This is a genomic window from Pseudoxanthomonas sacheonensis, assembly GCF_010093305.1.
Taxonomy (GTDB): domain Bacteria; phylum Pseudomonadota; class Gammaproteobacteria; order Xanthomonadales; family Xanthomonadaceae; genus Pseudoxanthomonas_A; species Pseudoxanthomonas_A sacheonensis.
In genome coordinates, this window is sequence record NZ_PDWS01000002.1 from 77,388 (window position 1) to 90,116 (window position 12,729).

Consider the following 12,729-nt stretch of genomic DNA (forward strand, 5'->3'; position numbering starts at 1 on the left):
GATTGTCGCCTAAACGGTCGCAGGCAACAGCCGCTCCGGTTCGGATTGGGCGACGACCACCAGGTCGTCGTCCTTCACGTCGATGCTGACGCGGCCGCCGCCCACCAGCTTGCCGAACAGCAATTCGTCGGCCAGCGGACGTTTGACCTTGTCCTGGATCAGGCGGGACATCGGGCGTGCGCCCATCAACGGGTCGAAACCGTGCTTGGCCAGCCAGTCGCGCGCGGCCGGCGTGCTGGACAGGCTTACGTGCTTCTCCTGCAGCAGCATTTCCAGCTCGATCAGGAACTTGTCCACCACGCGCTGGATATGATCGAAGCCCAACCCCTGGAATTGCACCACCGCGTCCAGGCGGTTGCGGAATTCGGGAGTGAAGCTCTTGCGGATCACTTCCATCGCATCGGTGGAATGGTCCTGCTGGGTGAAGCCGATGGTGCGCCGCGCCGCCTGGGTGGCCCCGGCATTGGTGGTCATCACCAGGATCACGTTCTTGAAATTGGCTTCGCGACCGTTGGTGTCGGTGAGGATGCCGCGGTCCATGACCTGCAACAGGATGTTGAAGATATCCGGGTGCGCCTTCTCCACTTCGTCCAGCAGCAGCACGCAGTGCGGGGTCTTGACGATCTTCTCGGTCAGCAGACCGCCCTGGTCGAAACCGACGTAGCCCGGAGGCGCGCCGATCAGGCGGCTGACCGAATGCGATTCCATGTATTCGCTCATGTCGAAGCGCACCAGTTCTATACCCAGCTGCAGCGCCAGCTGCTTGGTCACCTCGGTCTTGCCGACGCCGGTGGGGCCGGCGAACAGGAAATTGCCGATCGGCTTGTCCGGATTGGCCAGGCCCGAGCGTGCCAGCTTGATCGCCGAAGACAGCGTCTCGATGGCCGGGTCCTGGCCGAAGATCACCATCTTCAGGTTGCGCTCCAGGTGCTGCAGCACGTCCTTGTCGGACGAGGACACTTGCTTGGCCGGAATGCGCGCCATCTTGGCCACGATGGTCTCGATTTCCTCGACGTCGATCAGGCTCTTGCGCACGCCTTCGGGCAATAGCTGCTGGCGCGCGCCGGCCTCGTCGATGACGTCGATGGCTTTGTCGGGCAGCAGACGGTCGCCGATATGCTTGACCGACAGGTCCACCGCCGCCTGCAGCGCATCGTCGGCATAGGTGACGTGGTGGTGGGCTTCGTATTTGGGCTTGAGGCCCTGCAGGATTTCGAAGGTTTCGCCAACGGTGGGTTCGACGATGTCGATCTTCTGGAAGCGGCGCGCCAGGGCGCGGTCTTTTTCGAAGATGCCGCGGTATTCCTGGAAGGTGGTGGAACCGATGCAGCGCAGCTCGCCCGAAGCCAGTGCGGGCTTGATCAGATTGCTGGCGTCCATGGTGCCGCCGCTGGCCGAGCCGGCGCCGATGATGGTGTGGATCTCGTCGATGAACAGGATGGCTCCGGGGAGCTTCTTGATGGCCGAGAGCACGCTCTTCAGGCGCTTTTCGAAGTCGCCGCGGTACTTGGTGCCCGCGACCAGCGCGCCCAGGTCCAGTGAAAAGATGGTCGCATCCAGCAGCACTTCGGGCACCTGCCCTTCGACGATGCGCTTGGCCAGACCCTCGGCCAGGGCGGTCTTGCCCACGCCGGCCTCGCCCACATAGAGCGGATTGTTCTTACGGCGACGGCACAGGACCTGGATGGTGCGCTCGACCTCGTCGGCACGACCCACCAGCGGATCGATCTTGCCGCTGCGCGCCAGTTCGTTGAGGTTGCTGGCGAATTCGGCCAGGGCGTCGCCCTTGCCTTCGCCCTCGGCACCCTCGCCGGTCTTGCCCTCGCCCTCGGGGTGGCCGCCGGATTCGTGTTCCTCGCCCTGCTTGGCGATACCGTGCGACAGGTAATTGACCACGTCCAGGCGGGTGACGTCCTGCTGGGTCAGGAAATAGACCGCGTGGGAGTCTTTTTCGCCGAAAATCGCCACCAGCACATTGGCGCCGGTGACCTCCTTCTTGCCCGAGGACTGCACGTGGTAGACCGCGCGCTGGAGCACGCGCTGGAAGCCCAGGGTGGGCTGGGTGTCGCGTCCGTCGTCTTCGGCCAGGCGCGATACGGAGGCCTCGATGGCCTGTTCCAGGTCGTTGCGCAGGCGCGGGGCGTCGCCGCCGCAGGCCTTGAGCACGGCCTGGGCCGAAGCGTTGTCCAGCAGGGCCAGCAGCAGGTGTTCCACGGTCATGAATTCATGCCGGGCTTCACGGGCGCGCTTGTAGCACTGGCCGATGGTTTGCTCTAGATCTTTGCTGAACATGGGTTGCTCCGACTGCTGTTCCCCACAATATGAGGCCTGTCCGGCGGATTTCCACAACCCTTTCGGGTTTCAGTGTTCAGGATATGGAAAGCAGTGAAGGCCGACGGGCAAAGTGTCCAAAGGCGAAGCGATATCCCGGCAGTCCACCGTTTTGCTCCTTTGCCCTCCCCTCGTATCGCCCTTTTTACGCCTTTTCCATCGTGCACAGCAAAGGGTGCTGGCTCATCCGTGCGTATTCGTTGACCTGGGAGACCTTGGATTCGGCCACTTCACGGGTATACACCCCGCAGACGCCGCGGCCCCTGGTATGGACGTGCAGCATCACCTGGGTGGCTTTTTCGATATCCATGGCGAAAAACTGCTGCAGCACCAGCACCACGAAATCCATCGGCGTGTAGTCGTCGTTGAGCAGCAGTACCTGGTACAGCGGCGGGCGCGCCACCTCGGGCTTGCTGGTTTCCACCAATACGCCGTGGTCGCGTTCGTTTTCGTTATTGCGGGGCATGGGAGAATTATACGGATTGGACGGGCCGCATCGCTGCCCGCACAATTCATGAAATCACTGGAGAACCGCCTTGCACAGGAAATCGCCCCTCAAGTCCCTCTCGCTGGCCCTCGGTATCGGCCTGGCAATGTCCTCGCCGCTGGCCGCCCAGGAAACGGAAAGGACCGTTCCGGATGCGCGCATCAAGGCCCAGCTGACGGAGCTTGGCTACAAATACGAACTGGACGACGACAACGATTTCAAGCTGGTCTTCGAAGTCGGCGACGAGGGCCGCAGCCAGATCGTATACGTGCTGTCCGCTGTGGAGACCTATGGCGAGCACTCGGTGCGCGAAGTCTGGTCGCCGGCCTACGAATCGCCCACCGAGGACTTCCCTGGGCCTGTGGCCAATCGTCTGCTGGAGGCCTCTAACATCGCCAAGCTGGGCGCCTGGGTGAAACAGGGGAAAAACGCGACGTTCGTGATCAAGATTCCATCCGACGCCAGCAAGGAAGAGCTGGACGACGCCATCGACGCGGCCATCAAGCTTGCCGACGAGATGGAAAACGAACTCACCCCCGGCCGGGACGATCTGTAAGTGAGTTACCGCGAAGGCCGTTTCTGGCAACCGGACGTGACCGTGGCCACCGTGGTGGTGCGCGACGGGCGCCTGTTGATGGTCGAGGAACGGGCCCAGGGCAAGCTGGTGTTCAATCAGCCGGCCGGCCATCTGGAACCGGATGAAAGCCTGTCCGAAGCGGCCCTGCGCGAGACCCGCGAAGAAACCGGCTGGGAAGTGAAGTTGACGGCATTCATCGGCGCCTACCAGTGGAAGGCCGAAACCGACCGGCATTACCTACGCTTCGCTTTTGCGGCCGAGCCGCTAAGCCACGACGCGTCGCGCGAGCTGGATGAAGGCATCGTGCAGGCGTTGTGGATGACGCCTGCGGAACTGCAGGAACAGCGGGCGCGCCACCGCAGCCCGTTGGTCTGGCAGGTGGTGCAGGATTACCTGGCCGGACGCCGTTCGCCGCTGTCGATGCTGCAGCAGATCGCATGAGCGCGCCGCGGGTCATCGTTGGCGTATCGGGCGGCGTCGATTCGTCGGTGGCCGCTCTGCAGCTGGCGCAAGCCGGCGAACCGGTCGCCGGGCTGTTCATGCAGAACTGGGCCGACGACGGCAGTGGTGACTGCCGCGCGGAAGAAGATCGCCGGGATGCGGTGGCGGTCTGCGGAAAGCTGGGAATCCCCTTCCATTTCCGCGATTTTTCCGCCGAATACTGGCAAGGCGTGTTCTCGCATTTCCTGGCCGAATACGCCACCGGCCGCACGCCCAACCCGGACGTGCTGTGCAACCGCGAAGTGAAATTCAAGCATTTCCTGGATGCGGCGCGCGAACTGGGCGCCGAGAAGATCGCCACCGGCCACTACGCCCGTATCGCCCACGAACGTGGCGTAGCCAAACTGCTGCGCGCGGTGGACCGCAACAAGGACCAGAGCTACTTCCTGCATCAGCTGGGCCAGGCCCAGTTGTCGGCCACTTTGTTCCCGGTGGGCGGGCTGCAGAAATCGGATTTGCGGGAGATCGCCCGCCAGGCCGGATTGCCGACCCACGACAAGAAGGATTCCACCGGCATCTGCTTCATCGGCGAGCGCGATTTCCGCGAATTCCTCGGCCGCTATCTGCCCGCCAAGACCGGCGAGATGCGGGACCCCGGCGGGCAGAAGATCGGCGAGCATCCGGGCGTTTTCTATTTCACTCTCGGCCAGCGCGAAGGCCTGCAGATCGGCGGCGTGCGCGGCCGTGCGGCGGCGCCGTGGTATGTGGTGGGCAAGGACGTGGCCAGCAATGTGCTGTACGTGGATCAGGACACCGCGAGCCCTTACCTGCAATCCACGGCGTTGTGGTCGGAAGCCGCGCACTGGGTGGCAGGAGATCCTCCGGCCGATGAGTTCGAATGCACGGCGCAGACGCGCTACCGGCAGGCAGACGAACCCTGCCGTGTGAAAGTCCTGGGCGACGGCGCATTGGAAGTCGTTTTTCCGAATCCCCAGCGGGCCGTGACCCCGGGACAATCGGTGGTGCTTTACCAGGACGACGTATGCCTGGGCGGCGCGGTGATCGCGCGCACCAACGCGCCCCTGGAACAGAAATTAGCGGAGCAGGCAGCTTGAACAGATCCCTTCCAGAACGCGTGCTGGCCTTGGCCGGCCTGGTCCAGGCACTGGCCCAGGTGCGGCGCATCGCCGAGACCGGGCAGTCCGACGCCAGCGCGGTGCAGACGGTGCTGGACAGCGTGTTCCGCATCGATGCCGATACGCCGCAGGCCGTCTACGGACGTGCCGCCGATCTTGTGCCCGGCTTGCGCCTGCTGCGCGATTATTTCAACAAGGAAACCGCCGACGACGGCCTGCCCCGCCTTGCGCTGGCGGTATTGCAGCTGGAAAGGCGCTTCGTGGGCGAAACCAATACCGTGGCGGCGGTGGCCAGCGGAATAAACGAGATATCGGCCCAGGCCGAGTCCGCCGGCAGCACGCATCCGGACGTGCTTTCGGCATTGGGCGCGTTGTACGCGGACACCATCAGCCACCTGCGTCCGCGCGTGATGGTGCAGGGAAACCCCCACTATCTGGGCCAGCCGGGCGTGGTGGCTGAGATCCGCGCCATTCTGCTGGCGGCGGTGCGTTCGGCGGTACTGTGGCGGCAGCTCGGCGGCAGCTATTGGGATTTCCTGTTCTCGCGCCGTGCGATGGCCGATGCGGCCAGCGAGTGGCTGCGCTAAAGCCCTTGTAGGAGCGGGTCCTGCCCGCGAGCTCTTGCCTCAGCCCGCCCACGATCTCTCAAAACATGGCTCAAGAAAGCATCGTAGGAGCGACGTAAGTCGCGAACATTCGTGTACGGCTTTGCGGCTTGCGTCGCTCCTACGATCTTGGCAAGAGCTCGCGGGCAGGGCCCGCTCCTACAGAAGAAAAAACCCGGCTCAGGCCGGGCTTTTTTTTGATCAGGCGGCTACGGTGTCCGCTACGTCCTTGTAGTCCTCGATCTGGTCGAAGTTCATGTAGCGGTAGATCTCGGCGCCGTTGGCGCTCAGCACGCCCATGTCGGCCATGTACTCGGCCTTGGTGGGAATACGCCCCAGGCGCGAGCAGATCGCAGCCAGTTCCGCCGAACCCAGGTACACATTGGAGTTCTTACCCAACCGGTTGGGGAAGTTGCGCGTGCTGGTCGAGAATACGGTGGCGCCTTCGCGTACTTGCGCCTGGTTGCCCATGCACAGCGAGCAGCCAGGCATTTCCATGCGTGCGCCGGCGGTGCCGAAGGTGCCGTAATGGCCTTCTTTGGTCAGCTCGGCTGCGTCCATCTTGGTTGGCGGCGCCACCCACAGTTTGCTGGGGATGTCGCGCTTGCCTTCCAGCAGTTTCGACGCGGCACGGAAGTGGCCGATGTTGGTCATGCAGGAACCGATGAACACTTCCTCGATCGGTGCGCCTGCGACTTCGGACAGCGTCTTCACATCGTCCGGATCGTTCGGGCAGGCCACGATGGGCTCGTGCACGTCGGCCAGGTCGATGTCGATGATCGCGGCGTATTCCGCATCGGCATCGCGTTCCAGCAATTGCGGATCGGCCAGCCATGCTTCCATGGCCTTGATGCGGCGGGTGATGGAACGCACGTCCTGGTAGCCCTCGGCGATCATCCACTTCAGCATCACGATGTTGCTGTTGATGTATTCGATGATCGGCGCCTTGTCCAAATGCACGGTGCAACCGGCGGCGGAGCGTTCGGCCGAGGCGTCGGACAGTTCGAACGCCTGCTCCACTTTCAGGTTGGGCAGGCCTTCGATCTCCAGAATGCGGCCGGAGAAGATGTTCTTCTTGCCCTGCTTGGCCACAGTCAGCAGACCGGACTTGATGGCGTACAGCGGAATCGCGTTGACCAGATCGCGCAGAGTCACGCCGGGCTGCAATTCGCCTTTGAAACGCACCAGCACCGACTCGGGCATGTCCAGCGGCATCACGCCGGTAGCCGCGGCGAAGGCGACCAGACCCGAGCCTGCGGGGAACGAAATACCGATCGGGAAGCGCGTGTGCGAGTCGCCGCCGGTGCCGACGGTATCGGGCAGCAGCATGCGGTTGAGCCAGCTGTGGATGATGCCGTCGCCCGGACGCAGCGGAATGCCGCCGCGCGTGCTGATGAAGGCCGGCAGCTCGTGGTGCGTTTTCACGTCCACGGATTTCGGGTAGGCGGCGGTGTGGCAGAACGACTGCATCACCAGATCCGCGCTGAAGCCCAGGCAGGCAAGGTCCTTCAATTCATCGCGCGTCATCGGGCCGGTGGTGTCCTGCGAACCCACTGAGGTCATCTTCGGCTCGCAGTACGTACCCGGACGCATGCCCTTCCCTTCCGGCAGTCCGCAGGCGCGGCCTACCATCTTCTGCGCCAGTGTGAAGCCTTTGCCAGTATCGGCAGGCACCTGCGGCAGGCGGAACAAAGTGGACGGCGGCAGGCCCAGCGCTTCGCGCGCCTTGGCGGTCAGGCCGCGGCCGATGATCAACGGGATGCGGCCGCCGGCGCGCACTTCGTCGAACAGCACGTCCGACTTGACCTGGAATTCGGCGATCACTTCGCCGTTCTTGAGCGCCTTGCCTTCGTACGGGCGCAGTTCGACCACATCGCCCATGTTCATCTGGGTGACGTCGAGTTCGATCGGCAGCGCGCCGGCGTCTTCCATCGTGTTGTAGAAAATAGGCGCGATCTTGCTGCCCAGGCACACGCCGCCGAAGCGCTTGTTGGGGATGAAAGGAATGTCCTCGCCGGTGAACCACAGCACCGAGTTGGTCGCGGACTTGCGGCTGGAACCGGTGCCGACCACATCGCCCACGTAGGCGACCAGATGGCCCTTTTCCTTCAACGATTCGATGAACTTCACCGGGCCGCGCTTGCCGTCTTCCTCGGGCGTGATGCCTTCGCGCTTGTTCTTGAGCATGGCCAGCGCGTGCAGCGGGATATCCGGGCGCGTGGTGGCGTCCGGCGCGGGCGACAGATCGTCGGTGTTGGTCTCGCCGGTCACCTTCAGCACGGTCACGGTCAGGCTCTGCGGCACTTCGGGGCGGCTGGTGAACCATTCGGCCTCGGCCCAGCTCTTGATCACGCCCTGCGCGTGGGCGTTGCCGGCGTCGGCCTTGTCCTTGACGTCGTGGAAGGCGTCGAACATCAGCAGTGTCTTCTTCAACGCTTCGGCGGCGATGGCGCCCAGCTGCGCATCGTCCAGCAGCTCCACCAGCGGATGGATGTTGTAGCCGCCCAGCATGGTGCCGAGCAGTTCGGTCGCGCGTTCGCGGGAAATCAGCGCGCACTTTTCGCTGCCGAACGCCACCGCCGCCAGATACGAGGCCTTGACCTTGGCCGCATCGTCCACGCCCGCCGGTACGCGATGGGTGATCAGATCGACCAGGAAGGCTTCTTCGCCCGCAGGCGGCGCCTTCAGCAGTTCGATCACCTCGGCAGTCTGTTGCGCGGACAGCGGCAGCGGCGGAATTCCGAGCGCGGCGCGTTCGGCAACGTGTTGGCGGTAGGCTTGAAGCATGGATACGTCTCCGGGTGAATCGATTGAAGTGTGGAAAAGGTTCAGGCTGCAGGAACGATCAGCTTGAGGCCCTTGAAATAGTCACGATAGAAGCTGTCGTCGCGGGTGATCAGTCCATCGCACTGCAGCAGTGCGTGAGCACCGATCAGGAAATCGGGAACCGCGCGGCTACGGGCGCCGCCGCGCTGGCGGTAGCGCCGCTGCATTTCGCCGGCGCGCAACGCAGATTTGGCTTCCAGGGCATTGAAGCGGATGCTCATTTCCTCCAGCACGCTCAGGGCCTCGGAGCCATCGCGCAAAGCGCTGCAGACTTCGGCCAGCGCCACGTCGCAGACCACCACAGGCCCGTTGCTCAGGCACTGGCGCAGGCAGGCTTCGGCGGCGTCGGCCTGCGGGCCGTCGGCCAGCAAGTCCACCAGCACGGAAGAATCTATGGCGATCATGACAAGGCCGTCTCAGGGATCCAGCGGATCGCCGGGCGCGCGCCCGCGGATGGCGCGCATGGCCTCGTCGGTGGACTCGAAGCCGTCCAACTTGAAGCGGCCGCGCGCGCGGGAAATCGCATCGTCCACGCTCTTGCGCAGAACGATGCGGCCGTTCTCGAGTTCGACTTTCAGTATGCTGCCCTTGGTGAGACCCAGGGCATCGCGCACTGCCTTGGGCAGGGTGATCTGGCCACGTTCGGCGACGGTCGCTTCCATCGGCATGCTCCTCAGGTATGCCGCAATAATACGTACTTTATTATCCATACTCAAGCGCGCATACTGGCTGTAGGTCGGGGCTACGCCCCCGACCTGCATTGGTCGTAAGGTGGATGACGCCCCGATTGGGGATAATCACTGAACGGTCGACGCGGTATGACGGTCTGACATCCGCAGCAAGCGCCAGTCGCGCCCTCCCCCAGCTACAGGAGCCTCCCGATGAGTGATTCCTTCGCCACCCGCACCTCTCTACAGGTCAATGGCAAGTCCTACACCTACTTCAGCCTGCCCAAACTGGCCCAGCACTTCGACCCCGGATCGAGCCCGGGACAGGCGTTCGCCCGTCTGCCCTACTCCATGAAGATCCTGCTGGAGAACCTGCTGCGCCATGAAGACGGCGGCATGACCGTGGGCAAGGAGCATATCCAAGCAGTGGCGCAATGGGACGCGACCCGCGAGCCGGACACCGAAATCGCCTTCATGCCGGCGCGGGTGGTGCTGCAGGATTTCACCGGCGTGCCCTGCGTGGTCGATCTGGCCGCCATGCGCGATGCGGTGGGAAAATTGGGCGGCAAGGCCAGCCAGATCAATCCGCTGATTCCCTCCGAACTGGTCATCGACCACTCCGTGCAAGTGGATGTGTTCGGCCGCGCCGACGCGCTGGACCTCAACGGCAAGATCGAATTCGAACGCAACAAGGAACGCTACAGCTTCCTGCGCTGGGGCCAGAAGTCCTTCGGCAACTTCAAGGTGGTGCCGCCCAACACCGGCATCGTGCACCAGGTGAACCTGGAGAACCTGGCCCGCGTGGTGATGGAGCGCGAAGTGGACGGCGAACTGCTGGCGTTCCCGGATACGGTATTCGGCACCGATTCGCACACCACCATGATCAACGGCATCGGCGTGCTGGGCTGGGGCGTGGGCGGTATCGAGGCCGAGGCGGCGATGCTGGGCCAGCCGTCGTCCATGCTGATTCCGCAGGTGGTGGGTTTCAAACTGACCGGCAAGCTTCCCGAAGGCGCCACCGCCACGGATCTGGTGCTGACCGTCACCCAGATGCTGCGCAAGTTCGGGGTGGTCGGGAAATTCGTCGAATTCTTCGGCGACGGCCTGCAGCACTTGCCCCTGGCCGACCGCGCCACCATCGCCAACATGGCCCCGGAATACGGCGCAACCTGCGGCATTTTCCCTATCGATTCCGAATCGCTGACTTACCTGCGCCTTTCCGGCCGCCCCGCCGAACTGGTCTCGCTCGTCGAAAGCTATGCCAAGGCCCAGGGACTGTGGCATGAACCTGGGCAGCAGGAAGCGACTTATTCGGCGACCCTGCACCTGGACATGACCGGAGTCCGGCCGTCGATGGCCGGACCGAAGCGCCCGCAGGATCGCGTGCTGCTGGAGGAAGTGCACGCGAACTTCGTGGAAAACCTGGCTCCGTTGATCGCCAACCGCAAACCGAAGAACGGCAGTATCGAACGTTTGGTCGCCGAAGGCGGCGGACAGCCGCAGGCCGAACATCTGGCCGCCAAACCGATTTCCAAGATCTTCATCCAGGACCAGGACGCCGAGCTCAACGATGGCTCGGTGGTCATCGCCGCGATCACTTCCTGCACCAACACCTCCAATCCGGCGGTAATGCTGGGCGCCGGCCTGCTGGCGCGAAACGCCTTGGCCAAGGGCCTGAAATCGGCACCATGGGTGAAGACTTCGCTCGGCCCCGGCTCGCTGGTGGTGACCGACTACCTGAAGAAGGCCGGCGTGCTGGATCCGCTGGAAAAACTGGGTTTCTACGTGGTCGGCTACGGCTGCACCACCTGCATCGGCAACTCCGGACCGTTGCCGGACGCGGTTTCCAAGGGCATCGCCGAAAACGACCTGGTGGTGGCTTCGGTGCTGTCCGGCAACCGCAACTTCGAAGGCCGCGTACACCCGGAAGTGAAAGCCAACTACCTGGCCTCGCCGCCGCTGGTGGTGGCCTACGCCATCGCCGGCACGGTCAACATCGATCTGACCACGCAGCCGTTGGGCAAAGGAACCGACGGCAAGGACGTCTACCTGCGCGACATCTGGCCCAGCAACAAGGAAATCGGCGACGCCATCGCGGCCACGGTGGGACCCGAACTGTTCGCGCAGAACTACGCGGACGTGTTCAAGGGCGACTCGCGCTGGGCCTCAATCGAATCGCCCGATGGCGAGTCCTACGCGTGGGACGAATCGTCCACCTACATCAAGAATCCGCCTTACTTCGACGGCATGACCATGCACGTGGGCACCATCGACGATGTGCGGGGCGCGCGCGTGCTGGGCCTGTTCGGCGATTCCATCACCACCGACCACATCTCGCCGGCCGGCAACATCAAGAAGGACTCGCCCGCAGGCCGTTTCCTGCAGCAACGCGGCGTGCAGCCGGCCGACTTCAACAGCTACGGCTCGCGCCGCGGCAACGACGATGTGATGGTGCGCGGCACCTTCGCCAACATCCGCATCAAGAACCTGATGTTCGGCGGCGAGGAAGGCGGAAATACGCTTTATTTCAGCGGTAAAAACCCAACCGGCGAAAAGATGGCGATCTACGATGCGGCCATGAAGTACAAAGCCGACGGGGTGCCGCTGGTGGTGTTCGCCGGCAAGGAATACGGCACCGGATCCTCGCGCGACTGGGCCGCCAAAGGCACCAACCTGCTCGGGGTCAAGGCGGTGGTCGCGGAAAGTTTCGAGCGCATCCACCGTTCCAACCTGGTGGGCATGGGCGTGCTGCCCCTGCAGTTCAAGGACGGCGAGAACGCGCAGACGCTGGGGCTGGACGGGTCGGAAACCTTCGACATCACCGGCCTGCAGGATGGCGCCGGCAAACTTGCCACGCTCACCGCGACCCGCGCGGACGGCAGCATGCTGAAGTTCGACGCCAAGGTGCTGTTGCTCACGCCCAAGGAAGTGGAGTACTTCCGCAACGGCGGCTTGCTGCACTACGTGCTGCGCCAGTTGGCGGCCAGAAAGGCTGCGTAGGTCGGGGCTACGTCCCCGACGCATGAGATATCGATTGCCGCACGTCGGGGGCGTAGCCCCGACCTACGGTGACGGGTTCCTGGTTCCTGGTTCCTGGTTACGGGTTTGGCTTCCATTGCGCGTAGTAAACACGCCATTGGCCGTCTTCCAGGCGCCAGCCGGTGGTGATGGAATAAGTCTGCGCGCTATCGGGAATGAAGCGACCCTGGCTTCCGGTCAGCAGCGCCGTGAAGCGCAAAGTGGCCTGGCCCGATTTCTCTTCGAATTCGACCGGTCCGATGGTTACGCCTATCGTCGAATTGCCCAATACCTGCGCCCGCATTAGATTGTGCAATGCAGCACGATCCATTCCATCGTTTCCGATGAAATCGGCAGACACGCCTTCCATGAAATCCCCTGCTCTGCGCTCGGTCGCCGCAGTCTGCATGCGCTGCAATTGCGCGCGCAGCGCCGTTTCCGGGGTGTCGCGCGCGCAAGCGGCCAGTGCCGCCAGAGCCAGCAGCAGCAAGCCGGTTCGGACCAGCCGCCGAAAGGTCCGCAGTCTCGATTCCAATGTCTTCGCCTTTTCCATCCGGGACGGTATGCTCGTATCGTGGAACCCCACAAACGGACACTTGCTCTTCGCATGTGCCGGACCAAACAAGGCCCTGGGGAGGGA

10 protein-coding genes and 1 pseudogene are annotated in these 12,729 nt (G+C 63.5%); 5 read left to right on the plus strand and 6 right to left on the minus strand.

Translation table 11 applies throughout. From position 1 onward, the window contains the following. Positions 1 to 9: 9 nt before the first annotated feature. Both clpA and clpS read right to left on the minus strand, forming a co-directional pair. Complete coding sequence (gene clpA / locus CSC73_RS02325) at positions 10 to 2,292, minus strand: ATP-dependent Clp protease ATP-binding subunit ClpA (protein WP_163838854.1); 2,283 nt, start codon at positions 2,290 to 2,292, stop codon at positions 10 to 12. Between the two features lie 184 nt (positions 2,293 to 2,476). Continuing rightward, on the minus strand, positions 2,477 to 2,797 hold the full coding sequence (gene clpS, locus CSC73_RS02330; RefSeq protein ID WP_163838855.1) for an ATP-dependent Clp protease adapter ClpS: 321 nt from the start codon (positions 2,795 to 2,797) through the stop codon (positions 2,477 to 2,479). Between the two features lie 70 nt (positions 2,798 to 2,867). On the opposite strand from clpS, the gene CSC73_RS02335 reads away from it, so the two are divergent. Genes CSC73_RS02335 through hflD form a run of 4 tightly spaced genes read left to right on the plus strand, consistent with a single transcriptional unit; the run spans position 2,868 to position 5,559 of the window. Further along, entirely contained in the window at positions 2,868 to 3,374 is a 507-nt protein-coding gene (locus CSC73_RS02335; protein WP_246197288.1) for a YbjN domain-containing protein, read from the plus strand. Next, entirely contained in the window at positions 3,375 to 3,836 is a 462-nt protein-coding gene (locus tag CSC73_RS02340; RefSeq protein ID WP_163838856.1) for an NUDIX hydrolase, read from the plus strand. Then, entirely contained in the window at positions 3,833 to 4,951 is a 1,119-nt protein-coding gene (gene mnmA, locus CSC73_RS02345; protein WP_163838857.1) for a tRNA 2-thiouridine(34) synthase MnmA, read from the plus strand. The genes CSC73_RS02340 and mnmA overlap by 4 nt, the downstream gene beginning before the upstream one ends. Then, the gene (gene hflD / locus CSC73_RS02350) at positions 4,948 to 5,559 is read left to right on the plus strand and encodes a high frequency lysogenization protein HflD (RefSeq protein WP_211840791.1); all 612 of its coding nucleotides are present in this window, start codon (positions 4,948 to 4,950) and stop codon (positions 5,557 to 5,559) included. Before mnmA ends, hflD begins: the two co-directional genes overlap by 4 nt. A 219-nt stretch (positions 5,560 to 5,778) precedes the next feature. Here the strand turns inward: hflD and acnB are convergent, their stop codons facing one another. From acnB to CSC73_RS02365, 3 genes are read right to left on the minus strand one after another with little or no spacing between them, the layout of a single operon-like run. Continuing rightward, a complete protein-coding gene (gene acnB, locus CSC73_RS02355; protein WP_163838859.1) occupies positions 5,779 to 8,364 on the minus strand; it encodes a bifunctional aconitate hydratase 2/2-methylisocitrate dehydratase in 2,586 nt (861 codons plus the stop codon). Positions 8,365 to 8,405: 41 nt separating this feature from the next. Next, a complete protein-coding gene (locus CSC73_RS02360) occupies positions 8,406 to 8,807 on the minus strand; it encodes a type II toxin-antitoxin system VapC family toxin (RefSeq protein ID WP_093280102.1) in 402 nt (133 codons plus the stop codon). 12 nt (positions 8,808 to 8,819) lie between these two features. Continuing rightward, a complete protein-coding gene (locus CSC73_RS02365) occupies positions 8,820 to 9,065 on the minus strand; it encodes an AbrB/MazE/SpoVT family DNA-binding domain-containing protein (protein WP_162312898.1) in 246 nt (81 codons plus the stop codon). A 219-nt stretch (positions 9,066 to 9,284) separates the two neighbouring features. Between CSC73_RS02365 and acnA the strand changes: the two are divergent. Continuing rightward, positions 9,285 to 11,996 (plus strand): annotated as a pseudogene (acnA, locus tag CSC73_RS02370) (aconitate hydratase AcnA); the annotation flags it as partial. A 172-nt stretch (positions 11,997 to 12,168) separates the two neighbouring features. Here acnA and CSC73_RS02375 read toward each other — a convergent pair. Continuing rightward, positions 12,169 to 12,579 carry a nuclear transport factor 2 family protein gene (locus CSC73_RS02375; RefSeq protein ID WP_163838861.1) on the minus strand — a complete coding sequence of 137 codons (411 nt, stop codon included), beginning with the start codon at positions 12,577 to 12,579 and terminating at the stop codon, positions 12,169 to 12,171. Between the last annotated feature and the right edge of the window lie 150 nt (positions 12,580 to 12,729).

What these genes read in the sequence shown, in the direction of transcription:
- clpA (WP_163838854.1), bottom strand. Translation starts at nt 2,292, where the DNA reads ATGTTCAGCAAAGATCTAGAGCAAACCATCGGCCAGTGCTACAAGCGC.
- clpS (WP_163838855.1), bottom strand. Translation starts at nt 2,797, where the DNA reads ATGCCCCGCAATAACGAAAACGAACGCGACCACGGCGTATTGGTGGAA.
- mnmA (WP_163838857.1), top strand. Translation starts at nt 3,833, where the DNA reads ATGAGCGCGCCGCGGGTCATCGTTGGCGTATCGGGCGGCGTCGATTCG.
- acnB (WP_163838859.1), bottom strand. Translation starts at nt 8,364, where the DNA reads ATGCTTCAAGCCTACCGCCAACACGTTGCCGAACGCGCCGCGCTCGGA.
- CSC73_RS02360 (WP_093280102.1), bottom strand. Translation starts at nt 8,807, where the DNA reads ATGATCGCCATAGATTCTTCCGTGCTGGTGGACTTGCTGGCCGACGGC.
- CSC73_RS02365 (WP_162312898.1), bottom strand. Translation starts at nt 9,065, where the DNA reads ATGGAAGCGACCGTCGCCGAACGTGGCCAGATCACCCTGCCCAAGGCA.